The sequence below is a fragment of the Pseudomonas sp. DW-iso3 genome, from assembly GCF_058725305.1.
Genome location: NZ_JBZXDZ010000002.1, coordinates 263,201 through 288,024, shown reverse-complemented (window position 1 = coordinate 288,024; position 24,824 = coordinate 263,201). Strand labels below are relative to the sequence as shown.

The following is a 24,824-nucleotide window of genomic DNA, read 5'->3' as shown; positions in this document are numbered from 1 at the left end:
CTTGCTTAACATGACGCATGCCCTTTCCTATCGTAATACTCGTCCTCTTCGCCGCCCTCTTGCACGCCAGCTGGAACGCGCTGCTGCGTGTCGGCGCCGACAGGCTTTGGTCGATGACCGTGATGTGTCTGTCGGTTGCCCTCGTCAGCATTGGCGTTGCGCTGTACCTTCCAGCGCCCGCCGCCGCCAGTTGGCCTTACGCCGCACTCTCGGGTGTCTTGCACGTCGGTTATAACCTGTTCCTGGTGCGCAGCTACAAAGTGGGTGATCTCGGGCAAACCTACCCGATCGCCCGCGGCTCCTCGCCCATTTTGATCACATTGTTCGCCTTGGCATTTGCTGGCGAAACCCTCAGCACCAGCGCCCTGTTCGGCATTGCGCTGGTGTCGGGCGGCATTATTTCACTGGCCTTCAGGCAACGCAGGCTCGCGGTCCCCAGCTTGCCTTACGCCTTGGGCACGGGATTTTTCATCGCAGCCTACAGCGTGACCGACGGCGTAGGCGCACGACTCTCCGGTGCACCGATGGCCTATACCGCGTGGATGTGCGCCCTCTGGGGCGTACTGATGCCACTGGTTTACATGGGCCTGCGCGGTGCCCGCAGCCTGTTTGCCCCGCGCCCGGGGCTCATCCCCGCCTTGATGGGTGGGCTGGTCTCACTGCTGGCCTACGGCATTGTGATCTACGCCATGTCTGAATCGCCGATGGGCTCGGTTTCCGCCTTGCGCGAGACCAGCGTACTGTTTGCGGCATTAATCGGTTATTTCTTCCTGGGCGAGGCACTGACTGTCCGCAAAGTCCTGGCGTGCGCGGTAATTGCCGCCGGCACGATGCTCATCGGCTAGATTCACCTCCCTCACAAAAAGGTTCAAGACATGGCTACCGGCTCTTCAGCTCCCCTGATTCTGATCACCGGCGGAAGCCGGGGTGTAGGCGCGGCAACGGCGCGGCTCGCGGCGGCGCAAGGCTACGACGTCGCCATCAGCTACATCAACAATGAGGCCGCCGCACTCGGCGTGGTGGCTGACGTGCAAGCGCTCGGACGACGCGCCTTGGCCATACGCGCCGACAGTGCCGACCCGGAACAGGTCGCGCATCTGTTCCGAGCCATCGACGAGACGTTCGGCCGCATCGACGTTCTGGTCAACAACGCCGCAATCATCGCGCTTCAATCGCGTTTTGAAGACCTCGACGTTGCGCGCATGCAACGCATCTTCGCGATCAATGCCATCGGCCCGATGCTCTGCGCGCAACAAGCCGTGAAGCGCATGTCGTTTCGACACAGCGGCAACGGCGGCAGCGTGATTAACGTCTCCTCGGGCGCCGCGCGGTTGGGCAGCCCCAACGAGTACGTCGACTATGCAGCGTCGAAGGGAGCACTGGAAACCTTCACCATCGGGCTGTCCAAGGAAGTCGCGCGCGAAGGCATCCGCGTCAATTGCGTTCGCCCAGGGCATATCTACACCGAAATGCACGCCAGCGGCGGAGAACCGGGTCGCGTGGACCGCGTCAAGGACAGCATCCCAATGGGCCGCGGCGGCGAGCCCGAAGAAGTCGCGCGGGCTGTGCTGTGGTTGGCGGGCGCGGAGGCGTCGTTTATTACCGGGACTTTTCTGGATGTAACTGGGGGCAAGTAAGGCATTTACACACGCGTGACCGGGAAGCCACACTGCCTCGCCAAGCCGCCAGCCAGAATAACTGCTGATCAATTTTCCAAGTAAAAAAACGGGAACCCTGATGGGAATTAAAGTCGCGACGCTAAAGGGAATTTGCTTGCTGACGATGGCAGCCACAGGATTCGACGCGCTTGCCGGAACGTCGGAACAGCGCTATCTGTGTAAGGCGCAAGAAACACTATTATTCGGATGCGACTCCGGGCCGAAGATGATCTCGATTTGCGCATCGCAAGGGTTCTCAGCGACAACCGGCTATGTGCAATACCGCTTTGGCACGCCCGGCAAAATCGAATTGACCTACCCCGAAACACCCAGCCCACCGAAGGGTCACTTCTGGCTCAGCTCCACGAGCTACTCAGGTGGCGGCGAGGCACATCTGCGCTTTACCAATCATGGGGTAACCTACGCGGTTTTCGACCGTATGGTGCGCACAAACTTTACCCCCGGAGAACCCAACGACCCCGAGATGAGCGAGGGAATAGTCGTGCGTCCGCAGGGAAAGAAAGCCACACGTCGACTCTGTACCTCTTCCGAAGGCGGGATTCGCCAGCAGGCTTACACAACCCTAGAGCGTGAAGACTTCGACGACAATCTCGTTCCGTAAGCGGGCGCTTGAACTGAAACGGCAGGCAGCATAAATGGATGAATTGATAAAAGGCCTCGACGGGCCCAGGACTGCTCAGCAGGAATTGTTTTACGACCTGGAGGATGCAGCGGCGGTGATTGGGTGGTCGGTGGTTGAGCTGACCACCTTGGCCGCCAGCGGCAAGACGCCGGATGAGGCGGCAGCATTGATGAAAGTCTGCGCGTTGCTGGCGGCGCAGCAGGAGAAAATTGGGGCGTATGCAGCAGAGGTTAAAGACCAGAGGATCGTCAGGGCCGAGGTCGGTTAAATACGCTGATTAACAGCGTTAAAAAAAGGAATGTGCGAATGCCATTTTCATTGGAAGAAAGAACAGCGCTGCTTGCCCTCAAGGGCGTAGGCCCCACCGTTGTGACTCGTTTGGAGCAGATGGGAATCGATTCGATGGATGTCCTGGGGAAAGCGGATGTCAGTGACATCCTGGCGCAGGCATCGGCGGCATCAGGGTCGACATGTTGGAAAAACAGTCCGCAGGCGCGAGCGGCGATAACGTCGGCGGTGGAGCTAGCGAAAAAGTCGTGAGAGCACGTTCGGCGTGGCGCAGATAGCGGAGAGTGCAGTGCTTATTGTTAACGCGGGACTTGATGAGCGGGTTCCGACGAGCTGAATCGCCCTAGGATTCCTAGACTCATCGCAAGTGTCTGCCTCTGGCCGACTGCTGCCTGTCGCGAATAGCTGCAGTCGGCCGACTTTTGCCGTTTGTGACGGGCAGGAATCGGCCAAAAGCGGACAACGATAGAAAAATAAATCTGAGCTGGTTTCTTTTAGATGATGCGCATGTTGAAGATGCAGAGTGGCTAGCTGTTGTCGAGTTGCGTAGGACGCGCTTGACCACTCCCCAGATTGCCAAAAAACAGGAGTAGATCACTACAGTTGGGTTCGCGATGGTAGTTTTCGATTGCTACCGTCTTCACAAGCTGGTGTATTGGTCTACGTTGAGGAAGCAAAAGGCCACTACCTACTCAGAGTTCAAGGATGACGTGCGCCATATCTAAGGCCGCCCCTTGGCTTGTTCCCTAACGTTTCCTCTCCACGGATGCGAGACATGATTGAATCGATCACCCTTTCCGGCATAGCAACCTACAGCCCTGTAACCTCCGAAACGATTCAAAACCTGAAGGCTGTGAACTACTTCTACGGTGCAAACGGAGCAGGCAAGACAACGATCAGCAGGCTGATAAACAACCCAGCGCTATCAGCTACCTCCAGGGTCACGTGGGCGAAGGGCGATCCGATTCCGGCAATGGTCTACAACAACGATTTCATCGCTTCGAATTTCACTGACTCGAAGCAGTTCAAAGGTGTGTTCACGCTGGGCCAGGCCGAGCAGTCGCAACTTGATCACCTGGAAGAGCTCAAGAAGGAAAGAGACCGCCACGCGCTATTCAAAACCAGAGCGCAAGAAAACCTGAATGGTCCAGACGGTAAGAGCGGGAAGATCGCCGAAAAAAATGCCCTGGAAGAAAAACTGGTAGGACGGTGTTGGGAACAAAAGCAGAAGCACGATGATGAGTTTCACGGGGCTTTTAAAGGCCTAAGAAATAACAGGGAGGCCTTCAAAAATAGGGTTCTGCAGGAGAGCAAAAGCAACACCTCCCCGTTGGTTGATATCGAAGACCTGCGCAAACGCGCAAACGTACTTTATGGTGACGCACCATTACCCATGAATGCTGTCTCCGATCTTGACCTGTCTCGCTTGGTCGCGCTTGAGCAAAACCCTGTCCTAGGTAAGAAAATCGTCGGCAAAGAAGATGTCAATGTATCTGCGATGATCCAGCACTTGGGGAACAGTGACTGGATTAGACAAGGTATGAAGTACTTGGGCCATACCGACGATGACTGTCCTTTCTGTCAACAGAAATTGCCGCATGAGTTCGAAAAAAGCCTTGAGGATTATTTCGACGAAACATTCGAAGCTGAAACTAGAGCTCTTTCGCAGTTTCGGGATACTTATAACGCAATAGCAGATGGTCTGTTAGCCCAGGCTCAATCAGTCCTGGCCACGGATTGTTCGCATCTAGATAAAGAGAAACTTGATCTTGAATTGCAGGCCCTGAATGCAATCATGTTGCTGAACAGGCAACGCATCGAACACAAGGTGGCTAGCCCTAGTATTGACGTGGAGTTGGAAGGTCTTGCAGAAATTCCGCTTAGAGTTTCTGAGCTGATCAATTCAGCTAACCTCAAGGTATCTGAACATAATCGTCTTGTTTCCGGGTTCTCCGTTGAGCAGCATAAGTTAACAGATGCGGTGTGGCGGTATCTTCTGGATGTTGAGCTTAAGGACACTCTTGCTGATTACACTAAAGATGTGGGTCGCGTGGGCAAAGCAATTGATGGCATCACTGCAAGCGTTGATAAGGCAACGGTAGATATATCCACAGTTGACGCAGAAATTGCAAAGATTGAAACTTTGCTGACAAGTGTGAGACCTACTGTCATTGCGATCAATAAAATCCTGAAAGACTTTGGGTTTCGGAGCTTCTCCCTAGATCCTGCGTGTGCCGATAATTCATATCGCCTGATCAGAAGCGATGGAACTGATGCTAAAGCAACGCTCAGCGAAGGCGAAAAGACCTTCGTTACTTTCCTGTACTTCTATCATTTGCTTAGGGGAAGTATCTCGACCTCAGGTATCAGTACTGATCGAATAGTCGTCATTGATGACCCGGTTTCAAGCTTGGATAGCGATGTGTTGTTCATCGTGAGCAGCTTGATCAAAAAGCTCTTTCACGAGGTTCGCCAGAAGGGGAACAACCTAAAACAGGTCTTTGTCCTGACCCATAACGTCCACTTTCATAAAGAAATTACCTTTAACCCCCAGAGGGCTGGAGATGCTTCTATTAAGGATGAGACGTTTTGGGTAGTACGCAAGCCCGATCATTTCTCGAAGATTGAAGGCTTTGAGAACAATCCGATTAAGACGTCCTATCAGTTGCTATGGGCAGAGTTGACGAAAAAACCATTGCCGGCGCTTACCATTCAAAATACCATGCGTAGGATTTTGGAGAACTACTTCAAAATTTTAGGAAACATAGATACGCATATCATCATCGACAAGTTCGAAGGCCAGGAGAAGGTTCAGTGTCAATCATTAATTAGTTGGGTTAACGACGGATCCCACTATTCGCCAGATGATCTATACGTGGCAATAAGCGATGGTATGGCACACAGCTATATGAAGATCTTCTTCAAGGTCTTTAAGGCTATGGAACATATGCCTCATTATAAAATGATGATGGGACGAGACTTTGTTGATTTAGATCCTGTAGAGGATGAGCCAGAAGATGAGAAGTTGTTCGGAATTACTGGCGGCACTGCAGTTGGGGAGGATGCACTTATCGTTGTTTCCGGGGAGTCTGGTAACGTAGGCGCTGTCGAGCCATTGCGCACTGCTGCGTCCTTGGTGATCCCCATTGTAGCGCAGTCTCCTAAGCCATTCTCAGCTGGGGCCGATGGTTCGGATACTGATATCCCATTCTGAGTCGCTTGATCATGAGCTGGCGTGCTTGGTGGTACGCCGGTTCAAGAGCTTCTGCCTCGGTCTGATAATCGCCATATCTATATGAGTTATCCCCGGCTCTGTAGGCGCCTCTAAATCTCAAAATAGAGCCTTGGTGAACGTCCGCTTCTGGCCGTTAGTGGACGCTCAGGTTCTTTAGTCTCAAGCACAATCCCACGTCCAATCGAGGAGAGGCATACCGATAGCGCGTCTCAGATTTCCCGACAAAAAGGTAGGGCTACGGAAGCGATCCGAAAAATTGCGGAAGCGATGCCCAAATCGCAGCCAATAAAAAACCCCGTAGACGTTAATCTACGGGGTTTCTAAGAGTGGAGGCCGAGGTCGGAATCGAACCGGCGTAGGCGGATTTGCAATCCGCTGCATAACCATTTTGCTACTCGGCCTCAAACGATCAATGTCCTGACTGCTGACACTCACCGCGTAAAAACTTGAGTGGGCGGTAAAGCCCTGTCTCTACTCTAACTCATTGAATACATTGAAGTTTTTAATGCTTCGATGCGTTCGATGGGCGCCATTATGTACGTATTTGCCAATGCGTGCAACCCCTTGATTTCAAAAATATTTCGTATTGGCATCAAGGGGTTGCGTGGCTGCCCTACTCTTTGATGTGCAGGTGTTGGTACTGCGGGTCGGCCTTGATTTGGGCTTCGGTGAAGGGCAGCGGGCTGAGTTTTTTCTGGGAAAAGGCTTGGGTCTGGTCCTTGGCGTGTTTGGACGCTGGGTTGCTCGACTCGGAGAACGCGAGTACGCCTTGGGCATGGGGCCCCTGGTCGTCGAAGGTGACGATTTGCAGGTAGCTGGTGCCGCTGACGACTTCGCGCTTGCCGTCGTCGCGGGGTACGGTTTGCATGGCGTTGTAGATCCCCAGTTCCTGCGGCCCGCCGTGGATCGGGGTTTGGCCGGAGACTTGGAGGTCGCCCCAAGTGCTGTTGGCAGTCAGGCCGAGTTTGGCGACGTCGGCGGTGGACGCCAGCATGGCTTCGCGCAGGGCTTTGGCGACATCCGTGCGGTCGATGGCGAGGCCGCGTGGGGTGGTGAGGGGCTGAGCCGGGTCGAAGGCGACACGCCAGGCGTCGGGGATCTGCTGCAGATGCTCCACCAGGTTAATGAAGTGCACCAGGCCGATGCCGCTGTCGAGGTTGGCGCGTTGGTCCCAGCTTTTCAGGCGGGCGCACAAGGGCTGCAGGGTGGTGGCGTCGGCATCGAGGTGTGTGGCGCAGAAGGCGAGCAGGTCCGGCATGACTTGGCCGGCCAGGTACACCTCGTTGTCCATCACCATGTTTTGCAGGTCGGTGACGCTGATCGGTTTATCCAGGGATTGCAGGCGCTGCAAGGCAAAACGCGCACGCGGACCGAGACCGATGTGGTCCTGGCTGATCACTGGGGAGAACCCGGTGAGCGGCGCCTTGGGGTTGGCCAGCCAGGCCGAGTCGTTGGAGTGCTGCACGAAGTCGGTACGTTGCAGCTGCGGCAACTGATCGGCCGGGAAGATGCCGGCCTGCGCGGCGCGCGGGTCGACGTCCCAGGCGCAGGCGCTGTGGGCGCCGTCGAGCATGATCATCTGCAGGCCGGCGCGTGGGTCGCTGCATTGCGCGAGCTTGGCCGCGCTGACGTTGGGCACCACCGACTGGTTCATGTACAGGCTCTGGCCCTGGTCGTCGGCGGCCACGGTGTTGACCCATGGTATGCCTTGCAGGGTGTGCACCGAGGTTTTCAATTGGTCGAGGCTGCCGGCGCGGTTCATCGCGTACCACTGTTGCAGCACGCGGTCGTTGCCGAGGTTGGCGTCACGCAAGCTGAAGGCGTAGCGGTTGTCCCAGTCGAGTTTGCCCGGCCATTGCACCACCGGGCCGAATTGCGAGCTATAGACGGTGTGCGACTGCCCCTTGAGGCTGCCATCAGCTTGTTTGACCTGCACCGTCACCGTGGTTTTATCCATGGCAACGGATTTGCCATCGAGCATATAGCGCGTGGAATCCTTCGGGTCCAGGGTCAGGCGATACAGGGTGAAGTGTTTGGACGTGTCCACGGTGTGGGTCCACGCCACATGCTGGTTGAAGCCGATATTGATCACCGGCAACCCCGGCAGCGCGGCGCCCATGACATCCAGTTGGCCGGGGATGGTCAGGTGCATTTCATAAAAGCGCATGCCGCCCACCCACGGGAAGTGCGGGTTGGCCAGCAGCATGCCGCGTCCATTGAACGAGCGATCACGGCCCACCGCCACCGCGTTACTGCCGCGATCGAAGGCGAAGCGTTGCTGATTGGCGGCGGCCAGTTCAAAGGCCTGGGCGTTGGTCGCTACACCGGTGGTGGTTTGGGGCGGCGTCGCGCCGACCAGGGCTTCAGCGAATTGGCCGACACCACCTTCCACCAATAGCCTACGGGTCAGCTTGACCAAGTCTTCAGGCACCAGTGGCCGCACCCACGCGGCCTGGCACTGTGCCGGAGCGCCCTGCTCTTTCAGGTAGCGGTTGTAGCCGGCCACGTAACCTTCGATGCGCTGCTGGATCTGCGGGCTCTGCGCCTTCCAGAACGCGGCGACCGATTCCGGCGTATTCAGCCACGTGAAGAAGACGTCACTGGCCAGGTTGTTGCGCGCTTCGAGGGTCACCTGCTCGGCGCCGAAGAACGTGGCGCGCTCGCCATTTACCGTGACCACTTCATTGGCCAGCAGGCACAGGTTGTCCTGGGCGTAGGCGTAGCCAATGCCGAAGCCCAGGCCACGCTCATCGTTGGCGCGGATATGCGGCACGCCGTAACTGGTGCGACGGATATCCGCCGAGGCTTGCGTCACCTGTTCCCGCGCCGAAGCAGCCAGGCTCAACCCCAGCAACACTCCGACCATACCTACCCTGGACAACCCATTGGAAATAATCACGCAGACTCCACCGTCAGATTTAACCGTCTCACAAGGGGTAATAACCCCACCGTAAGAACGCAAACCAGCGGGGATAATTTAGCGCGAGGGGGCGTTTATTTAAGGCGGCGCGAATGTGACAAAACCGATACCGACAAAATTTCTACATTCGGGACTTCATGATTTTGCTCGCTCGTTCGTCTTATTAACCAAGAGCGCTCATTTTTTCCTGATCAGGCTCTGATAAGGAGTTTTTGCATGTATAACCCGCAAGTGCCCACGGATGGACATTCACCGGCTGCCGAGACCCGTTTTGGCAACGGCGCACAAGCATTCGACAAATCGCCCGAACAGCAAGGCAACCAGCGTATCCGCCACCTGCTCAAGTGTTTTGGCTTGCGCACCAGCCTGATCCGGCTGAAGGTCATCGACGCCCTGCTCACCGCCGCCGACAACCAGCGCACCCTTGGGGTACGCGGTGTGCACAGCCATCTGCTTGAGCTGGGCATCCCATTGTCGTTTCTCAGCGTGCGCGAGGTGCTCAAGCGCCTGTGCAGCGAGGGCGTGATCACCCTCAATGCGGATAAAACCTACACGCTCCATGAAGAGGCTGCCAAGGTGCTCGAAGGCCGGGCCTGACCCCCTTTAGAGCTTGACCTTGCGGCGCATGATGCCGTTGATCACCACCACGACCACTGCAACGGCAATGGCGATAGTCTGGAACGTCTTCTCACTGATGACCCCGGTGTTCTGCAAATAGGACAGGCCAAACATCGTCGCCAATACGGCCAGGGCAATCAGAATCGAATATTTCAAACGTTGCTTTTGTGTCATGACGGGTTCCTGAACCTGAAAAATGAAGCGCCGAACCTGCCCTGCACCCCAGGGTAAACAGGTCCGACAGGCGCTCATGTTACAGGCGATGAAAAACTTTGGCTCGGCCAATCAGCCAGTGTGCACCCAACGCTGGTGCAGCCAGCGCGCCAAGGCATCCAGCGCAAAACCCAACAGCCCGATCAGCAACACCATTGCCATCAGCTCCGAGTAAGCCAGCCGATCACGGGTATCGAGAATGTAATAGCCCAGCCCGGCACTGACCCCAAGCATTTCGCAGGGCACCAGCACGATCCACAAAATGCCGATGGCCAGGCGTACGCCGGTCAGCACGTGCCCGACCACACCGGGAATGATCACCCGGCGCAAGGTTTCCCAGCGCGTCGCACTCAAGCTGCTGCTCAGTTGCAGCCAACGCGGGTCCAACTGGCGCACGCCGGCAGCGGTGTTGAGCATGATCGGCCAGACGGCGGCAAACGCCAGCAGGAAATAGATCGGCTGGTCCCCTACCCCCATCAGCATCACCACGATGGGCATCCATGACAGCGGCGAAATCATGCGCAGGAATTGAAAGGCCGGCGTGGTCGCCGCTTCCAGCTTGCGCGAACTGCCGACCACCAACCCCAGCGGAACACCCACCAGCAACGCCAGGAACAGCCCGACGAAGATACGCTTGAGGCTCACCGCTATGTGCAGATACAGCTCACCGCGCCCCAGCAATTCCCACAAGCTCGTGAAGGTCGCGGCCACGGAAAAACGCGCAGACAACCCGTCAGTCGCGCCAAACACCTTCACCCCCAGCCACCAGAGCAACAACAACCCCGCCAGGCCACTCAGCCCGAGCAACCAGCCCGGGAGTTCACGGTTGTTCAAACGCCGATCTCCTCATGCCGCTCGTAGCCGTCCGGCAAACCAAAGGTCTTCATGCCGCCCACAGCCTCGATAGCGTTACGCACAAAGCGGTCGTCCACCAAGTCCTTGGCGACGAACGCCGGGTCCAGGTCGGCGAGGAATTTCTTGTCGCCCTCGATCAGCGTGTCCTTCAGGCGACGTACCAGCTCCTCGGTGTAGCTGGGGAATGGGTAAGGTTGGAAATCGATGCGGTGTTCATCCCAATTCCCGTGCTGGATAGCACCGTCGGCCAGGTAAGCTGCGCGGTCGCCGGCGGCCGGCGCCAGCACCTTGCTCAATACCGGCTCGGCATGCGGGGTGTAGCGGTTCGGGCCGTCCTTGGACAGCAGCTTCACCGCCTCTTCGCGGTTGTCGCGGGTCCAGACCTGCGCCTTGACGATGGCGTTCACGACTTTCTGCGACCACTGCGGACGATTGGCCAAGTCGTGTTCGTGCATGAACACCACGCAGCACGCATGGTTACGCCACACATCGCCGGTAAAGCGCTGCACGCGGCCGACCTTGAGGTTTTCCGCCAGGGCATTGAACGGCTCGGCGACGATATAGCCGTCGATACGCTGGCTGGCCAGGGCCGGGGGCATGTCCGAAGGGGGCAACACAATCAGGTTGACCTCATTGGCCGCAATCACACTGCCCGCTGCCCGCGCCACGGGCGTGAGGCCGTTGTCGCGGAACAGCTGCTGCACCACCACGTTATGGATCGAATACCAGAACGGAATCGCCACCGATTTGCCGCCCAGTTGTTTCACGTCGGTAATGCCCGGCGCCACGGTCAAACCCGAACCACCCACGTGATTCCACGCCACGACCTTGGCCGGAACCTTGCTGCCGTAGCGCGCCCACACGGTCATCGGCGACAGCAGGTGAATCACATTGACCTGGCCCGAGATGAACGCCTCGATCACCTGCGCCCAACTGCGCAGCAGCACCGGGCGCTCGGCCTTGATGCCCTCGGCTTCGAACAGGCCGTTGTTGTGAGCCACCAGCAGCGGCGTGGCGTCGGTGATCGGCAGGTAGCCGATGCGTACCGGCGCGTCCGGCTCACTGGCTGCGCGGGCTTGCAAGCTGCTGAGCAGCGGTAAGGCGCCGGCTGCGCTGAGCACGGCGGAGAGTTTGAGAAAATCGCGGCGCGAGTGAGTCAGGTCATCCAGGCACATGGGCAGGCTCCAGCAGATCAAGGGGGTTGGATTGAGGGCGGCTCGCCTGCCGTAAGGTTTTAAGGATGTCGATACGCAGCGCGCCAATGGCCTCCACCTGTTCTTCCCGTGGTTGCGGCAGGTCGATCAGCCACTCGCCTAACGTCCGCGCCGGGCGGTTACCCAGTAGCAGGATGCGATCGGACAGCAGCAGCGCTTCGTCAATGTCATGGGTGATCAGCACGGCCGCCGAGCCTTGCTCGCGGTTGACCTTGAGCAACAGATGCTGCATGTCGGCGCGGGTCACTTCATCCAGGGCGCCAAAGGGCTCATCCAGCAACAGCACCTGGGGCTGGCGCGCCAGGCAACGGGCCAATGCAGTGCGTTGGGCCATGCCGCCGGACAGTTGCGCCGGGAACTGCTGGCGCGCGTGTTCCAGGCCAACAGCCGCGATGGCATGGTCGATTCGGCGGCGGCGCTCGTCATGATCCAGATGCGGCTGACGGGCGAAATCCAGGCCGAAGGCGACGTTCTTTTCCAGGTTCAGCCAGGGCAGCAGGCTCGGGTCCTGGAACGCTACCGTTACGCGCGGATGAGGGCCATTCAAGGGCTCGCCCAACACGCGCACACTGCCGCCCTGGGGTGCCTGCAGACCGGCAAGCACCCGCAACAGGCTGGACTTGCCCACACCGCTGGGGCCGAGGATCGACACCACTTCGCCTGGCTGCAAGTGCAGGTCAAAGCCCTGCAACACCGGCCCACTGGCATACCCCAGGCAAATCCCCTGGGCGCTTAATACGGCATGTGTCATAGGTTGGCCTGACGCTGCAGCTCAGTACGCAATTGCACCAGGCTTGGGGTCACGATCGGCACAAACGCCGACTCGCGCCACCGCCGCGCAAAACCACTGCCGTGCGCCGTGAGGTAGGCCTTGCCGCCGCTGGCTTGCAACTCCAATTGCACGGCGCTGGCGGCGGTCTCCGCCAGGGCGATGCGCAGCTTGAACAACGGCACCGGTTCGGCGGCAAAACGTCCGGCGCGCAGACCGCTTTTCAAATCGCTGACCAACTGATCCAGGGTCGCGCGCAGGGTTTCCAGCTCTTCGCGAAGCACCGTGCGAGTCGCGCCCAAATGGTTGGCGACTTCCGCCAGGGAACGACGCGTCAATCCGATGGACATCCCGCACTGCAAGCCCAGAAACGCCGGACGCACCGCTGGCAGGAATTTGCGTGCGTCTTCATGCAGCAACCAGTCGCGGCTCAGCTCCACGCCTTCCAGATCCAGTGCGGCCGTGTTGCTTGACTGCAAGCCGAGCAGATCCAGGTCGCCAGAACGCTGCAAGCCCGCCACCGAGTCAGGGATCGCCAGGATAAACGGCGCGCCACCCTCCGCCAGCTCGACGGCGGCCGCCGCGACAAAACCGCTCCTGCGCAGGTTGGTCACCCAATGCAGGCGGCCGTTGAGGGTCCAGCCATCGTTGGACGGTTCGGCGCTGATCTGCAAGGTCTCGATGCCCGACAAGAACTTCATCGCATTGGATAGCCCCGTCGCCCCCGCCAGCTTGCCGCTGAGCAAATCCGGCAGCAGCTGTTCACGCAGCCGCGCATTCGGACTGTGGAGCAAATATTCGATAAACGAGCGCTGGCCCCAGCACACGAATGCCGCCGCCAGGGAATGACTGGCAACGTTGGCAATGGCTTCCACCGCCCCCGCCACATCGCCGCCCAGGCCGCCCAGTTGAGTCGGTACGCCGATGCGCAATACGTTGGCCTCTGCCAGCCGTGGCAGCACTTCCTGTGGATCGCAACTGCCCACGTCCAAGGCTTGCGCCTGGACATCGAGCCAACGGCTCAAGATTGGGTCAAGCATTCCTGTTTCTCCTTTTGCAGCAGGTGGACCCACTTCAGCTTGCCGGTTTTTCCCAACGGTATTGCGCCAGCTCCGGGTTCAACGGGGTACGCGCAAACACGTTAGCGAAGTTGCACAGGGTGGCCAGGCTCACACCCAGGATAACCTCCAGGGCCTGGCCTTCGGTGTAACCGGCGGCGCGGAACGCTTCGAAGCCTGCGTCACTGACATCGCCACGGGTGGCGATCACTTCACGGGTGAACGCGGCAAGTGTCTCATAGCGGGCGTTAGGCAGTTCGCCGCGCTGGCGCAGGGCGTCGATGACCTCTTCAGGCAGTTTGGCTTTGTTACGCGCCACCGCAGTGTGGCCGGCCACGCAGAAATCGCAGCCGTGGGTGGTGGCGGCAATCAGTTGCACCACTTCGCGATCGGCCAGGCTCAGTTCGGCCTTGGCGTTCAAGCCGGAAACGGTAATGTAGGTTTCCAATGCAGCCGGGGCATTGGCCAACACCGCAAGCAGATTAGGAATGAAGCCGGAGCCCTTCAGTGCATTTTCCAGAAAAGGCTTGGCCGCTTCAGGCGCAGTTTCAAGGGTGAGCAAGGGTACACGGGACATGGAGGTGTCTCCTGATGGGTTCGTGTACTAAGTCTGTTGGTTATAAAAAATCGCCTCAATAGTCTAAAGTAGCGATTACTTGCTCTTGAGTCTTTCCCTTAGATGAATTCGTCCAGTGCACTTGTCGATTGGTTATTAGACAGCCTTGAACTCGACACCAGCCTGTTCCATGTGGGTCGCTACTGCGGCGATTGGCATGCGAGCACCCATGGTCTGGCGAGCGCGAGTTTCCACCTGATCGTACAGGGCCGGTGCTGGCTGCATATCGACGGCGACACCACAGCCCATCGGCTGGACAACGGCGATGCGGTGTTCCTGTTGCGCGACTTGGAATATCGCCTCTCCGGCGAACCCACGGCGGCGGGCGCGCAGGAATGTCCCCGCGTGCCAATGGTGCCCCTGGACAGCGCCGCCAGCGATGGCGTCGGCCTGGTGTGTGGTTTTTTTCACTTCCAGTCCGGTTTGTCAGCGATGATCGTCGACACCCTGCCCGCGTGGATCATCTTGCGTGCGGGCGATCCCTCACTGACCGCCGCACGCAACCTGTTCGAACTGATCCTGCAAGAATGCGAGCGCTTGCCTGCGCCCTCTTCCGCGTTGCTTGAACGGCTTTGCCACCTGCTGTTTCTGTACGTCCTGCGCCAACAGGTGCTGGACAACAGCGCACTGGGTGGCCTGGCCGCGCTGGCGCGGCAGCCGGCGTTTGCCGACCTGCTGGAACAGTTGATCGCCCGCCCGGCCGATGCCTGGACCCTGGAAAGCATGGCCGCCTGCACCGGGTTGTCGCGCTCGGCGTTTTTCAAGCGCTTCAATGAACTGTGCGGACAATCGCCGGGGCAGGTGCTGTTGATGATGCGCATGCGCCATGCCTGCCAGTTGTTCAAGCAGAACCAGACGGTGGCGGATGTTGCAGTGGCGGTGGGTTATCAGTCGGTGGCGGCGTTTACCCGGGCGTTTCACAAAGTGACTGGGCAACAGCCTGGCGCTTATCGCAAGGCACAGGCTTAGCGCCGCAACCCGGTGCCGGGCGTGGCGCAGAGTTCGACCAGCCAGTCCACGAACACCCGTACGCGCAGGGACAGTTGACGATGCGGCGGGTAGAGGGCCGAGAGCGCCATTTTCGGTACCGCCAACCGTGGCAACACCTCCACTAACGTCCCCGCGGCCAGTTGGCGCATGGCGTGATAATGCGGCGCCTGGATCAAGCCGAACCCAGCCTCGCAGGCCGCGAAGTAGCCATCGGAACTGTTCACCGCCAGGCCCTTTGGCAGGTTGACGGTCTGCCATTCGCCACCCACCTCGAACTCCAGGCCAAACCGTTTGCCACTGGCGCTGGAGACGTACTCGACCATCTGATGGTTGGCCAGGTCTTCAAAAGACGTGGGAACACCCCTGCGCTGCAGGTAGCAGGGACTTGCCAGGGTCAGTTGATCCATCATTGCCAGAGGCCGCGCCACCAGCGATTCATCCAGGGCCAGGCCACCGCGCAGCACGCAGTCCACACCCTCGCGGATCAGGTCCACGGGGCGGTCATTGAGGCCAATCTCCAACTCGATCTGCGGATACCGCGCGGTGAAGTCCGGCAACGCCGGGATCACGATCAAACGGCCGATGCCCGAGGGCATATCCACGCTCAAAGTCCCACGTGGACTCTGGCGGCTGGCGGAAAACACCGCTTCAGTTTCCTCAAGGTCCGACAGCAATTGCACGCAGCGCTGGTAATACGCGGCGCCATCCAGTGTAGGGCTGACCTGCCGCGTGGTGCGTTGCAACAGCTGTACGCCAAGGTGCGCCTCCAATTGCTTGATCAGCACCGTCACCGAGGCGCGGGGCAGTTGCAGGCTGTCGGCAGCCTTGGCAAAGCCACGCAGTTCGACGATCCGGGTGAACACGCGCATCGCGTTGAAACGGTCCAAACGCCGGCTCCTTGAGCTGATTATTTAGAAATTACGAACAGTGTTAGCGCTTTTAGCCGGTTTATCCCGATTTTGTCCAGCGTGACAATGCAGGCCTTCTCAACAAGGAGTTCCCCCATGCACACTCGCCAACTCGGTAACAACGGTCCCCTCGTCTCCGCCATCGGCCTCGGCTGCATGGGCATGAGCGATTTCTATACCCCCGGCAGCGACACGCGGGAAGCCACTGCAACGCTGCACCGCGCCTTGGAACTGGGCGTCAGCTTTCTCGATACCGCCGATATGTACGGCCCTCACACCAATGAACAATTAATCGGCAAAGCCATCGCCGGCAAGCGTGACCAAGTGTTCCTGGCCAGCAAGTTCGGCATCGTGCGCGACCCGGCACACCCGGCAGCGCGTGGCGTGGATGGCCGGCCGGAGTACATCCGCGAAGCCATCAACGGCACCCTGCAGCGGCTCGGTGTGGAGACGCTGGATTTGTACTACCAACACCGTATCGACCCACAGGTTGCTATCGAAGAAACCGTTGGTGCCATGGCCGAGCTGGTGCAACAGGGCAAAGTGCGCTACCTGGGCTTGAGCGAAGCCTCGGCCGCCACCCTGGAGCGCGCCCACAAGGTGCACCCGATCAGCGCCCTGCAAAGCGAGTATTCGCTGTGGAGCCGCGACCAGGAACACAACGGCTGCCTCGCCGCCTGCCAACGCTTAGGCATTGCGTTTGTGCCCTACAGCCCGCTGGGCCGTGGTTTTCTGACCGGCGCACTGCAAAGCCCGGACGACTTCGGCGCCGATGACTACCGTCGCTTCAGCCCGCGCTTCCAGGGCGAAAACTTCGGCAGAAACCTGCAGTTGGTGAAGCAGGTACAGGCCTTGGCAGCCGACAAAGGTGTGAGCGCCGGGCAACTCGCGCTGGCCTGGGTATTGGCCCAGGGTGACTTCATCATTCCGATTCCCGGCACCAAGCAGCGTAAGTATCTGGAAGAGAATGTGGCAGCCCTCGCGATCAGCCTCAGCCCGGCCGAATTGGCAACGCTGGAGGCGATCTTCCCCGTTGAAGCGACCGCCGGCCTGCGCTACCCGGAAGCGGTGATGGCCATGCTGGATATCTGAACGAAGGAGCGCCCTCAACAGGCGCTCGCTTTTCTTGCACGATCGTACCTCAAGCTCTTTCCACCCAGGCCGATAGCCCTACGAAGCTCTAACAAAGCCGCGTCGATAATAAACGCTTCGTAAGGACGACCCCATGCCCCCACTGCGCTCCATCCAAGCCCGCTATACCCTGTTCCTGGTGCTGTTCGTCCTGGTGTTATTTGTGTTGACCGTCGTGGGCATCGGCCAGTTGGTCGCCCCCACGCTGCGTCACACCGAAGAGCAGGTGGTGCTCAACCGCATCGCCGAGGTGGCTGAACAGATCCAGGGCGAGCTGAACAAGGTTCAGTCCCAGCAACGCAGCATTACCCAGACCGTTCCTTTGCTCGACAGCGATGCCATCGACAAGGTCCTGCCTGGCCTGGTCGACCAGTATGGCGAGCTGAAAGTCTTCGGTGGCGGGATCTGGCCGCTGCCTAACCAGCGCACACCGGGGCGCAACAAACACAGCACCTTCTGGCACCGCGACGCCTCGGGCAAGTTGGCGGTGAATAACTTCTGGAACAGCGACCCCGCCCCCAACTACTACGACCAGAGCTGGTACAAAGGCGGCCTGGCCTCGCCACGCGGCCAGTGCGCCTGGGCCGCCGCCTACAAGGACGACGCCAGCCAGGAGCCGCGCACCAACTGCGCCATGGCCATCCAGCGCGACGGCGTGCCCTATGGCGTCGCCACCATCGACGTGACCCTGGGCTTCTTCAATGACCTGGTGGCCAGCAAAGAGAAAGACATCGGCGGGCAAATGCTGATCGTCGAAGGCGACGGCAAGATCATCAGCAACAGCACGCGTATCAGCAGCCCGGTGGTGCTCAAGAACATCAGCGAACTCACCGGCACCTCCGCGTTCGCCGCCCAGGTCAGCAAAGCCCTGGCCCAACGCGACCAGGCGCTGCAACGCAGCGAGTTCGACAACCAGGGCGTGGCCAGCACCTTTTACATGCGCCCGATCGCAGGCACACCGTGGTTCCTTGCCACCGCCCTGCCTACCGCGTTGATTACCGCCCAGCGCGATGACGTTCTCGGCACCCTGGCCCTGTTGCAAATCCCCATGGTGCTGTTGCTGGTGCTGCTCGCCGTGTATGCGATCCGTCAACTGGTGCAGCGCATGAAGTCGCTGAAAACCAATATCGACGCACTGTCCACCGGCGATGCCGACCTTACGCGACGCATCACCATTCGCGCTGAAGACGAACTGGGTGCCATCGGCCACTCGGTAAACCGCTTTATCGTCTACCTGCAGAACATGATTGGCGAAGTCACCCAAGCAACCGGCGCCATGTCGTCGAGCCTTGAGCAACTGCAGCGGACCTCGGCGCACACCAACCAGATCCTGGTGCGGCATGCCTCGGAAACCGACCAGACGGTCACCGCCATCACCGAGATGAGCTCCACCGCTGACACCGTCGCGCAAAACGCCGCCGAAACCGCCGCGTTCACCCAGCGTGCCAATGAGCATGCCGACCGTTCCCGCGTCGTCGTGGGTGAAGCGTCCAACAGCGTCAGCGCCTTGATTGGCGAAGTGTCCAGCGCCACCCACAGCGTGGAAAACATGCGCCAGGACGCGGCGCGCATTACCGAAACCCTTGGCGTAATCGGTGCGATCGCCGGCCAGACCAACCTGCTCGCCCTTAACGCCGCCATCGAGGCTGCGCGCGCAGGCGAGCAGGGTCGTGGATTTGCAGTAGTGGCCGACGAGGTCCGCGCGCTCGCCGCACGCACTCAGGCCAGCACCTCGCAGATCAACGAAATGCTCACGCGCCTGACTGCCGGCGTCAGCTCCTCGGTAGCGGCCATGGAAAACACCCAGGCCAGCTGCCAGTCGGCGGCGGATGCCACGGCGCGGGTGAACACCGGCCTGGATGAAATGGCCGGCTCTGTCAGCCACATCAACAACCTCAGCACCCAGATCGCCACGGCGGCCGAGCAGCAAAGCGCGGTAACCGAGGAGATCAACCGAAGCATGGTGCAGATCCGACAAATGGTCGAAGAGCTGGTGCAGAGCGGCCATGCCACCGAAACCAACACGCAAAGCCTGTTGGATGCGAATGGTCGGGTAATCGCGCTGATGGGTCGATTCAAAGTGCGCTGATAAACGGCTGAAACACTCCCGTGCAATGTGCGGGAGTGGGACTATTCTGACAGCTCCTAGTCGCAACACAGGAGGTGTGCCATGCGAGCTGCCGAGCAGGCGGTCCGTTTGGAGCGGATCAGTCAGGAACGCTTTATCAAGGCCCCCATCGATGCTGTCTATGACTATGTGACCCAACCGGATCGCTGGCACGAATGGCATCCCACGTCCCTCAGTGCCGATACCGGCACCACCGGCTCACTGCCTGCCGGTGCGCGCTTCACCGAGTTCATCGACTTGCTGGGGGTCCGCGTCCCCATGAGTTACCGCGTGCAGATCGCCCGGCGCCCTGGCGAATTCAAGACGGTGTTCACCTCCCTGGCCGTTGATGGTTCCATCCACTACTTCCTGCTGCCCCATCAGGGCGGCACGCTGTTCAAGCGGGTGCTGACCTACGAGACCGAGCTGCAGTTGGCCACCTTGCATGAGCGCATGATCGAGTTGTCGGCCGTCGCCCTCGATCAGCTCAAACACCGGTTGGAAAACCCACCCTTCGTATAATTTGGAAACATTCCCACCGGCCAGGCGCTGGCTTGCCTGCGATGACAGCGTCATGATCGCCGCCATCCCAACGGCCATCTCCTACACGCGAGTTTCTATGAAAACCACATTGCGCCTGGCCCTGCAGTCAGCCCTCTTCACCACTACCCTGGCCCAAGCTGCCGAGCTGATCCCCATCGACGTGCACCGCGACGCCAACTGCGGTTGCTGCAAAAAATGGATCAGCCACCTGCAAAGCAATGGTTTTAAGGTCAATGACCATGTCGAAGCCGACATGAGCGCCGTCAAGCAACGCCTGGGTGTGGCGCCGCGCCTGGGTTCGTGCCACACGGCCGTGATCGACGGCAAGTTCGTCGAGGGCCATGTGCCTGCCGAACAGGTGCTGGCCTTGCGCAAACGTGACGACCTGCTGGGCGTCGCCGCGCCGGGCATGCCCATGGGCTCACCCGGCATGGAAGTCGAAGGCCGCAGCGAGGCCTATCAAGTCATTGGCCTGACCCGTGAGGGCAAAGACGTGGTGGTGGCTGAATACCCGGCGCAATGATCGCGGGCTATCTGGGGTTATTCTTCGCCGCCTTTGGCGCCGCGACACTGCTGCCACTGCAATCGGAAGCCGTGCTGGTGGGCTTGCTGCTCAGCGGGCATTACAGCCTGTGGCTGTTGCTGGGCGTTGCCACGCTGGGCAATGTGCTGGGCTCGGTGGTGAACTGGTGGCTGGGGCGCTGGGTTGAGCACTTCAAGACACGACGCTGGTTTCCCGTCAGCGACAAACAGTTGGACAAGGCTCGCAATCATTACGAGCGCTGGGGGCATTGGACGCTGTTGCTCAGTTGGGTGCCGATCATTGGCGACCCGCTGACCCTGGTGGCTGGGGTGATGCGCGAGCCGTTATGGCGATTCCTATTGCTGGTGACCCTGGCCAAAAGCGTGCGTTATGGCGTCCTGGCTGCCGTGACGTTGCAATGGGTGTTAATCCCCACTTAATCGTCTCGCAACAGCATCCGAGCACCCTTCTCGGAGCCCTGCCAATGCCCCTGACCCGCGCTTTTTGCATCGCCAGCCTGCTCGCCGCCACCGCCGCCCCGGCATTCGCCGCTACGTACGGTCCCGAGCTGCAAGGCTTTGAATACCCCTACCCGCTTCAGCATTTCGAATTTCAATCCCAAGGCACGTCCCTGCAGATGGGTTATATGGATGTGCCCGCCAAAGGGCAGGCCAACGGCCGCAGCGTGGTGCTGATGCATGGCAAGAACTTCTGCGGCGCCACCTGGGAAAGCTCGATCAAGGCCCTCAGCGACGCCGGTTACCGGGTGATCGCGCCGGACCAGATCGGCTTCTGCAGTTCCAGCAAGCCCGACCATTATCAATACAGCTTCCAACAGTTGGCGACCAACACCCATCAACTGCTGGAAAAGCTCGGCATTCAAAAGGCCACCGTCATCGGCCATTCAACCGGTGGGATGCTCGCCACGCGTTACGCGCTGATGTTTCCCGAGCAGACCGAGCAGCTTGGCCTGGTAAACCCCATCGGCCTGGAAGACTGGAAGGCGCTGGGGGTGCCCTCCCTCACCGTCGACCAATGGTATGCGCGTGAGCTGAAAGTCAATGCCGACGGCATTCGAAACTACCAGCTCAACACCTACTACGTCGGGCGCTGGAAGCCCGAGTACGAGCGTTGGGTGGACATGTACGCCGGTCTGAGCAACGGTCCGGGGCATACGCGGGTCGCATGGAACTCAGCGTTGATTTACGACATGATCTTCACCCAGCCGGTGTACTACGAGTTCAAGAACCTGCAGATGCCCACGCTGCTGCTGATCGGCACGTCGGACAACACTGCCATTGGCAAAGACGTCGCGCCGCCGGCGGTCAAGGCCAAGCTTGGTGACTATGCCGTGCTGGGCAAACAAGTGGCCCAATTGATTCCTCATGCAACCCTGGTGGAATTCCCGGGCCTGGGGCATGCACCGCAGATGGAGGAACCGGCCCGGTTTCACACGGCGCTGTTGCAGGGCTTGAACGCGCTTTAATCCAACCTTTAACGAGGCACTCGTGAATGTCGGTACAGATCGCAGTCATTGATGATTGGCAGCATGTGGCCAGTGACGTGGTGAATTGGTCGGTGCTAGAGGCCGTGGGCCAGGTGCATTTCCTGCACGACTACCCGACGGACACCGCCACCATGATCGAGCGTTTGAAGGGTTTCGAGGTGATTTGCGTGATGCGCGAACGCTCGACCTTCGACAAGGCCCTGCTGCAAGGTTTGCCGAAGCTCAAGCTGCTGGTGACCGGCGGCATGCGCAACGCAGCCATTGACCTACCGGCTGCCAGGGCGCTGGGCATCACGGTATGCGGCACCGACAGCTATAAACACGCAGCACCGGAGTTGACCTGGGCGCTGATCATGGCCTCTACGCGCAACCTGCTGGCCGAGGCCAACGCCTTGCGTGCAGGCCACTGGCAGGTTGGCCTGGGTGGCGATCTGTACGGCAAAACCCTGGGGGTTCTCGGCCTGGGCAGCATTGGCCAGAAAGTGGCGAAGTTTGCCCAGGTGTTCGGCATGCGGGTAATTGCCTGGAGCGAAAACCTTACGCCAGAACGTGCGGCGGAATCGGGCGTGACCTGGGTCAGCAAGCAAGCCCTGTTTGAACAGGCAGATATTCTTACCGTGCACCTCGTGCTCAGTGACCGCAGCCGGGGGCTGGTGGATGCCGAGGCGCTGGGGTGGATGAAACCGAGCGCTCGCCTGGTTAACACCGCCCGTGGGCCGATTGTGGATGAGTCGGCGCTGGTGCAGGCCTTGGAAAGCGGTCGCCTGGCAGGAGCGGCGCTGGATGTGTATACCGAGGAACCCTTGCCGGTGGACCACCCGTTCCGTCGCCTGCCAAACGTACTGGCCACGCCCCATGTGGGGTATGTGAGCGAACAGAATTATCGGCAGTTCTACGCGCAGATGATCGAAGACATTCAAGCGTGGGCGAACGGCGCGCCCATTCGCGTGCTGGGCTGACGCACCAATCAGGAGCGTGCGCCCCATGGTGTGATTGCCATAACGCCCCCTGTAGGAGCGAGCGTGCTCGCGGAAAGCCCGAGAGCACCGCGTTCTACCTGATGCGCAGTGGCGCCGCGATGGTTTTCGCGAGCACGCTCGCGCCTGCGGCTTAAAGGCCGAATTCAAAGCAGCATATCGTTACAAGTATTTTGTCCTACAAAATCTTCGTAGAAACCCTACGGGCTCTAGGATATGTCCTAGACTGATGACCGATGGGTCCGTTCCAAAACAAAAACCCCGCAAAAAATCGAAACTTTCCAACTCTGCCGTAGGTCCAGTTTTAAGGTAGGCGAGCACGCGTGATTCACGCGAAATGCCCGTCCATCCAATCTTTTTTGGCTAACCGTGCAACTGGCATACGCCTTGCCAGTTTGTACAGTGCTTGCGCGCCTGGCCGCAGGATGCGGTCATCGGAGCTAGTGGCAGCGGGCCATTAGCCGACCAACATGTGGGAGAGAACTATGATCAGTGCCGCTGTAAATATTCAGGGAGAGCGTGTCAGTCAGCCGGTAGGGGGACCTTCGCTGGTCGACCTGCCCACCACTGTGCGGCCGATCGTGAGTCAGAATCCTAATCGCAAGAAAGTCCTGTTCGTGACCTCCGAATTCGCCGACCTGGTAAAGACCGGCGGCCTGGGCGATGTGTCCGCGGCCCTGCCCCGCGCCATGGCCCACCTGCACGATGTGCGGGTGTTGATTCCGGGTTACCCGCAGGTGATGGAAAGCGATAACCCGATCCATATCATCGGTGAGCTGGGTGGCCACGCCGCGCTGCCACCCTGCAAGATCGGGCGAATGGACCTCAAGGACGGCCTGGTCATCTATGTACTGATCTGCCCCGAGTTGTATGAGCGCGAAGGCACGCCCTACGGCGCCAACAACGGCCGCGACTGGCCGGACAACCACATTCGTTTCGCCCGCCTGGGCCTGGCCGCCGCCGACATGGCCGCTAACCTTGCGCAGATCCACTGGTGCCCGGACCTGGTGCACGCCCATGACTGGCCCGCTGGCCTGGCGCCGGCGTATATGCACTGGCGTGGGTCACGCACGCCGACGCTGTTCACCATTCATAACCTGGCCTACCAAGGCGTGATCAGCCTGGCCTCCACGCCGGAACTGGGCATTCCGCCCCACGCCCTGCAGCAGGAGGGCATGGAGTTCTACGGCAAGATGTCGTACCTCAAGGCCGGCATGGCGTACTCCAGCCACATCACCACGGTGAGCGCCACCTACGCCCGGGAAATCACCACCCCTGAATTTGGCTGCGGCCTGGATGGCTTTCTGGCCAGCAAGACCCAGCAAGGCTTGCTCAGCGGCATTCCCAACGGCATTGAAGACAGCTGGGAAACCTCCACCGACCCGCACCTGACCCACAACTTCAACATAGGCGACTGGGAGGGCAAAGCGGTCAACGCCGCTCAAGTGCGCGAGCTGTTTGGCCTGAGTGAATCCACCGGCCCACTGTTCGCCGTGGTCTCACGCCTGGTGTTCCAGAAAGGCCTGGACCTGACTGAAGCCGTTGCCAGCTTTATTGTCGAGCAAGGTGGGCAGATCGCGATCATCGGTCGCGGCGAACCGGAAGAAGAGAATGCCATGCGTGAACTGGCGCTGCGCTTTCCCGGCCAGATCGGTGTGCGCATCGGCTTCAACGAGACCGATGCCCGGCGCATGTTCGCCGGCAGTGACTTCCTGCTGATGCCGTCGCGCTATGAGCCGTGCGGCCTGAGCCAAATGTATGCCCAGCGCTTCGGCTCGCTGCCGGTCGCGCGCAATACCGGCGGCTTGGCTGACACCATCGAAAATGGCGTGACCGGTTTTCTGTTCAATGAATCCACGGTCGACAGCTACAAAGAAGCCTTGAGCCGCGCGTTCAAGGTGTTTGCCTACCCTGGCCTGCTCAATGCCATGCGCTGCCGGGCGATGACACAACCGTTCAATTGGAGCCAGGCGGTGGAACCCTACGCCGAACTGTATGAGCAACTGGTGGCTAAAGCACTGGGGAAATCCGCTAAATAACCAACGGGAGGT

The 24,824-nt window shown here is 59.6% G+C and carries 24 protein-coding genes, 1 tRNA gene and 1 pseudogene; 17 read left to right on the top strand and 9 right to left on the bottom strand.

The window, feature by feature from the left end:
• Window positions 1-17: 17 nt before the first annotated feature.
• The 6 genes from AC4PS7_RS07025 to AC4PS7_RS07000 all read left to right on the top strand — a co-directional run bounded on the left by AC4PS7_RS07025 (window position 18) and on the right by AC4PS7_RS07000 (window position 5,803).
• Window positions 18-845 carry an EamA family transporter gene (locus AC4PS7_RS07025; RefSeq protein ID WP_021493077.1) on the top strand — a complete coding sequence of 276 codons (828 nt, stop codon included), beginning with the start codon at window positions 18-20 and terminating at the stop codon, window positions 843-845.
• Between the two features lie 30 nt (window positions 846-875).
• A complete protein-coding gene (locus AC4PS7_RS07020) occupies window positions 876-1,637 on the top strand; it encodes an SDR family oxidoreductase (protein ID WP_010210261.1) in 762 nt (253 codons plus the stop codon).
• 100 nt (window positions 1,638-1,737) lie between these two features.
• A complete protein-coding gene (locus AC4PS7_RS07015) occupies window positions 1,738-2,280 on the top strand; it encodes a hypothetical protein (protein ID WP_010210259.1) in 543 nt (180 codons plus the stop codon).
• Window positions 2,281-2,314: 34 nt separating this feature from the next.
• On the top strand, window positions 2,315-2,569 hold the full coding sequence (locus tag AC4PS7_RS07010; protein WP_010210256.1) for a hypothetical protein: 255 nt from the start codon (window positions 2,315-2,317) through the stop codon (window positions 2,567-2,569).
• Between the two features lie 38 nt (window positions 2,570-2,607).
• On the top strand, window positions 2,608-2,841 hold the full coding sequence (locus AC4PS7_RS07005) for a hypothetical protein (RefSeq protein WP_010210255.1): 234 nt from the start codon (window positions 2,608-2,610) through the stop codon (window positions 2,839-2,841).
• 523 nt (window positions 2,842-3,364) lie between these two features.
• Window positions 3,365-5,803: an AAA family ATPase gene (locus tag AC4PS7_RS07000; protein ID WP_010210254.1), complete on the top strand. Its 2,439-nt coding sequence runs from the start codon at window positions 3,365-3,367 to the stop codon at window positions 5,801-5,803.
• A gap of 348 nt (window positions 5,804-6,151) precedes the next feature.
• On the opposite strand, the gene AC4PS7_RS06995 is transcribed toward AC4PS7_RS07000, so the two are convergent.
• Window positions 6,152-6,225 (bottom strand) — tRNA-Cys (locus tag AC4PS7_RS06995).
• A 212-nt stretch (window positions 6,226-6,437) separates the two neighbouring features.
• Window positions 6,438-8,723 carry a bifunctional acylase PvdQ gene (pvdQ, locus tag AC4PS7_RS06990; protein ID WP_044287243.1) on the bottom strand — a complete coding sequence of 762 codons (2,286 nt, stop codon included), beginning with the start codon at window positions 8,721-8,723 and terminating at the stop codon, window positions 6,438-6,440.
• A gap of 237 nt (window positions 8,724-8,960) precedes the next feature.
• Here pvdQ and AC4PS7_RS06985 point away from each other — a divergent pair, with 237 nt between their 5' ends.
• The gene (locus tag AC4PS7_RS06985; protein WP_010210251.1) at window positions 8,961-9,341 is read left to right on the top strand and encodes a hypothetical protein; all 381 of its coding nucleotides are present in this window, start codon (window positions 8,961-8,963) and stop codon (window positions 9,339-9,341) included.
• 6 nt (window positions 9,342-9,347) lie between these two features.
• On the opposite strand, the gene AC4PS7_RS06980 is transcribed toward AC4PS7_RS06985, so the two are convergent.
• From AC4PS7_RS06980 to AC4PS7_RS06955, 6 genes are all read right to left on the bottom strand, one after another.
• Entirely contained in the window at window positions 9,348-9,536 is a 189-nt protein-coding gene (locus AC4PS7_RS06980; protein ID WP_010210250.1) for a hypothetical protein, read from the bottom strand.
• Window positions 9,537-9,647: 111 nt separating this feature from the next.
• Window positions 9,648-10,409, bottom strand: a complete 762-nt coding sequence (locus AC4PS7_RS06975; RefSeq protein ID WP_010210249.1) for an ABC transporter permease — start codon at window positions 10,407-10,409, stop codon at window positions 9,648-9,650.
• The gene (locus AC4PS7_RS06970; RefSeq protein ID WP_010210248.1) at window positions 10,406-11,605 is read right to left on the bottom strand and encodes an ABC transporter substrate-binding protein; all 1,200 of its coding nucleotides are present in this window, start codon (window positions 11,603-11,605) and stop codon (window positions 10,406-10,408) included. Before AC4PS7_RS06970 ends, AC4PS7_RS06975 begins: the two co-directional genes overlap by 4 nt.
• On the bottom strand, window positions 11,592-12,395 hold the full coding sequence (locus tag AC4PS7_RS06965) for an ABC transporter ATP-binding protein (RefSeq protein WP_465821525.1): 804 nt from the start codon (window positions 12,393-12,395) through the stop codon (window positions 11,592-11,594). The genes AC4PS7_RS06970 and AC4PS7_RS06965 overlap by 14 nt, the downstream gene beginning before the upstream one ends.
• Window positions 12,392-13,453 carry an acyl-CoA dehydrogenase family protein gene (locus AC4PS7_RS06960; RefSeq protein ID WP_198832328.1) on the bottom strand — a complete coding sequence of 354 codons (1,062 nt, stop codon included), beginning with the start codon at window positions 13,451-13,453 and terminating at the stop codon, window positions 12,392-12,394. Before AC4PS7_RS06960 ends, AC4PS7_RS06965 begins: the two co-directional genes overlap by 4 nt.
• Before the next feature lie 34 nt (window positions 13,454-13,487).
• Window positions 13,488-14,048 (bottom strand): carboxymuconolactone decarboxylase family protein, encoded by a 561-nt coding sequence (locus AC4PS7_RS06955; RefSeq protein WP_042572298.1) that lies wholly within the window; start codon window positions 14,046-14,048, stop codon window positions 13,488-13,490.
• Window positions 14,049-14,150: 102 nt separating this feature from the next.
• Here AC4PS7_RS06955 and AC4PS7_RS06950 point away from each other — a divergent pair, with 102 nt between their 5' ends.
• Window positions 14,151-15,056, top strand: coding sequence for an AraC family transcriptional regulator (locus AC4PS7_RS06950; RefSeq protein WP_021493047.1), 906 nt, complete (start codon window positions 14,151-14,153; stop codon window positions 15,054-15,056).
• Here AC4PS7_RS06950 and AC4PS7_RS06945 read toward each other — a convergent pair.
• Window positions 15,053-15,964, bottom strand: coding sequence for a LysR family transcriptional regulator (locus AC4PS7_RS06945; protein WP_010210239.1), 912 nt, complete (start codon window positions 15,962-15,964; stop codon window positions 15,053-15,055). The two genes, AC4PS7_RS06950 and AC4PS7_RS06945, sit on opposite strands and share 4 nt — an antisense overlap.
• A 117-nt stretch (window positions 15,965-16,081) precedes the next feature.
• Between AC4PS7_RS06945 and AC4PS7_RS06940 the strand changes: the two genes are divergently transcribed.
• From AC4PS7_RS06940 to glgA, 9 genes and pseudogenes are all read left to right on the top strand, one after another.
• Entirely contained in the window at window positions 16,082-17,077 is a 996-nt protein-coding gene (locus AC4PS7_RS06940; RefSeq protein WP_021493044.1) for an aldo/keto reductase, read from the top strand.
• Between the two features lie 133 nt (window positions 17,078-17,210).
• Window positions 17,211-18,344 (top strand): annotated as a pseudogene (locus AC4PS7_RS06935) (cache domain-containing protein); the annotation flags it as partial.
• A 15-nt stretch (window positions 18,345-18,359) separates the two neighbouring features.
• Window positions 18,360-19,205, top strand: coding sequence for a methyl-accepting chemotaxis protein (locus AC4PS7_RS06930; RefSeq protein ID WP_370737448.1), 846 nt, complete (start codon window positions 18,360-18,362; stop codon window positions 19,203-19,205).
• Window positions 19,206-19,286: 81 nt separating this feature from the next.
• Window positions 19,287-19,745 carry an SRPBCC family protein gene (locus tag AC4PS7_RS06925; RefSeq protein WP_010210227.1) on the top strand — a complete coding sequence of 153 codons (459 nt, stop codon included), beginning with the start codon at window positions 19,287-19,289 and terminating at the stop codon, window positions 19,743-19,745.
• A 97-nt stretch (window positions 19,746-19,842) separates the two neighbouring features.
• Window positions 19,843-20,289 (top strand): DUF411 domain-containing protein, encoded by a 447-nt coding sequence (locus AC4PS7_RS06920; RefSeq protein WP_183703660.1) that lies wholly within the window; start codon window positions 19,843-19,845, stop codon window positions 20,287-20,289.
• Window positions 20,286-20,729: a YqaA family protein gene (locus AC4PS7_RS06915; RefSeq protein WP_183703657.1), complete on the top strand. Its 444-nt coding sequence runs from the start codon at window positions 20,286-20,288 to the stop codon at window positions 20,727-20,729. Before AC4PS7_RS06920 ends, AC4PS7_RS06915 begins: the two co-directional genes overlap by 4 nt.
• A gap of 44 nt (window positions 20,730-20,773) precedes the next feature.
• Window positions 20,774-21,775: an alpha/beta fold hydrolase gene (locus tag AC4PS7_RS06910; RefSeq protein ID WP_021493042.1), complete on the top strand. Its 1,002-nt coding sequence runs from the start codon at window positions 20,774-20,776 to the stop codon at window positions 21,773-21,775.
• Window positions 21,776-21,801: 26 nt separating this feature from the next.
• Entirely contained in the window at window positions 21,802-22,755 is a 954-nt protein-coding gene (locus AC4PS7_RS06905) for a D-2-hydroxyacid dehydrogenase family protein (RefSeq protein ID WP_021493041.1), read from the top strand.
• 503 nt (window positions 22,756-23,258) lie between these two features.
• The gene (gene glgA, locus AC4PS7_RS06900) at window positions 23,259-24,812 is read left to right on the top strand and encodes a glycogen synthase GlgA (protein WP_010210217.1); all 1,554 of its coding nucleotides are present in this window, start codon (window positions 23,259-23,261) and stop codon (window positions 24,810-24,812) included.
• Window positions 24,813-24,824: the final 12 nt, after the last annotated feature.

What these genes read in the sequence shown, in the direction of transcription:
- AC4PS7_RS06920 (WP_183703660.1), top strand. Translation starts at nt 19,843, where the DNA reads ATGAAAACCACATTGCGCCTGGCCCTGCAGTCAGCCCTCTTCACCACT.
- AC4PS7_RS06960 (WP_198832328.1), bottom strand. Translation starts at nt 13,453, where the DNA reads ATGCTTGACCCAATCTTGAGCCGTTGGCTCGATGTCCAGGCGCAAGCC.
- AC4PS7_RS06980 (WP_010210250.1), bottom strand. Translation starts at nt 9,536, where the DNA reads ATGACACAAAAGCAACGTTTGAAATATTCGATTCTGATTGCCCTGGCC.
- AC4PS7_RS07015 (WP_010210259.1), top strand. Translation starts at nt 1,738, where the DNA reads ATGGGAATTAAAGTCGCGACGCTAAAGGGAATTTGCTTGCTGACGATG.
- AC4PS7_RS07020 (WP_010210261.1), top strand. Translation starts at nt 876, where the DNA reads ATGGCTACCGGCTCTTCAGCTCCCCTGATTCTGATCACCGGCGGAAGC.
- AC4PS7_RS07010 (WP_010210256.1), top strand. Translation starts at nt 2,315, where the DNA reads ATGGATGAATTGATAAAAGGCCTCGACGGGCCCAGGACTGCTCAGCAG.
- AC4PS7_RS06955 (WP_042572298.1), bottom strand. Translation starts at nt 14,048, where the DNA reads ATGTCCCGTGTACCCTTGCTCACCCTTGAAACTGCGCCTGAAGCGGCC.
- AC4PS7_RS07000 (WP_010210254.1), top strand. Translation starts at nt 3,365, where the DNA reads ATGATTGAATCGATCACCCTTTCCGGCATAGCAACCTACAGCCCTGTA.
- AC4PS7_RS06985 (WP_010210251.1), top strand. Translation starts at nt 8,961, where the DNA reads ATGTATAACCCGCAAGTGCCCACGGATGGACATTCACCGGCTGCCGAG.
- AC4PS7_RS06930 (WP_370737448.1), top strand. Translation starts at nt 18,360, where the DNA reads ATGATTGGCGAAGTCACCCAAGCAACCGGCGCCATGTCGTCGAGCCTT.
- AC4PS7_RS06925 (WP_010210227.1), top strand. Translation starts at nt 19,287, where the DNA reads ATGCGAGCTGCCGAGCAGGCGGTCCGTTTGGAGCGGATCAGTCAGGAA.
- AC4PS7_RS06965 (WP_465821525.1), bottom strand. Translation starts at nt 12,395, where the DNA reads ATGACACATGCCGTATTAAGCGCCCAGGGGATTTGCCTGGGGTATGCC.
- AC4PS7_RS07005 (WP_010210255.1), top strand. Translation starts at nt 2,608, where the DNA reads ATGCCATTTTCATTGGAAGAAAGAACAGCGCTGCTTGCCCTCAAGGGC.
- AC4PS7_RS06915 (WP_183703657.1), top strand. Translation starts at nt 20,286, where the DNA reads ATGATCGCGGGCTATCTGGGGTTATTCTTCGCCGCCTTTGGCGCCGCG.
- AC4PS7_RS07025 (WP_021493077.1), top strand. Translation starts at nt 18, where the DNA reads ATGCCCTTTCCTATCGTAATACTCGTCCTCTTCGCCGCCCTCTTGCAC.
- AC4PS7_RS06905 (WP_021493041.1), top strand. Translation starts at nt 21,802, where the DNA reads ATGTCGGTACAGATCGCAGTCATTGATGATTGGCAGCATGTGGCCAGT.
- AC4PS7_RS06910 (WP_021493042.1), top strand. Translation starts at nt 20,774, where the DNA reads ATGCCCCTGACCCGCGCTTTTTGCATCGCCAGCCTGCTCGCCGCCACC.
- glgA (WP_010210217.1), top strand. Translation starts at nt 23,259, where the DNA reads ATGATCAGTGCCGCTGTAAATATTCAGGGAGAGCGTGTCAGTCAGCCG.
- AC4PS7_RS06940 (WP_021493044.1), top strand. Translation starts at nt 16,082, where the DNA reads ATGCACACTCGCCAACTCGGTAACAACGGTCCCCTCGTCTCCGCCATC.
- AC4PS7_RS06970 (WP_010210248.1), bottom strand. Translation starts at nt 11,605, where the DNA reads ATGTGCCTGGATGACCTGACTCACTCGCGCCGCGATTTTCTCAAACTC.
- AC4PS7_RS06950 (WP_021493047.1), top strand. Translation starts at nt 14,151, where the DNA reads ATGAATTCGTCCAGTGCACTTGTCGATTGGTTATTAGACAGCCTTGAA.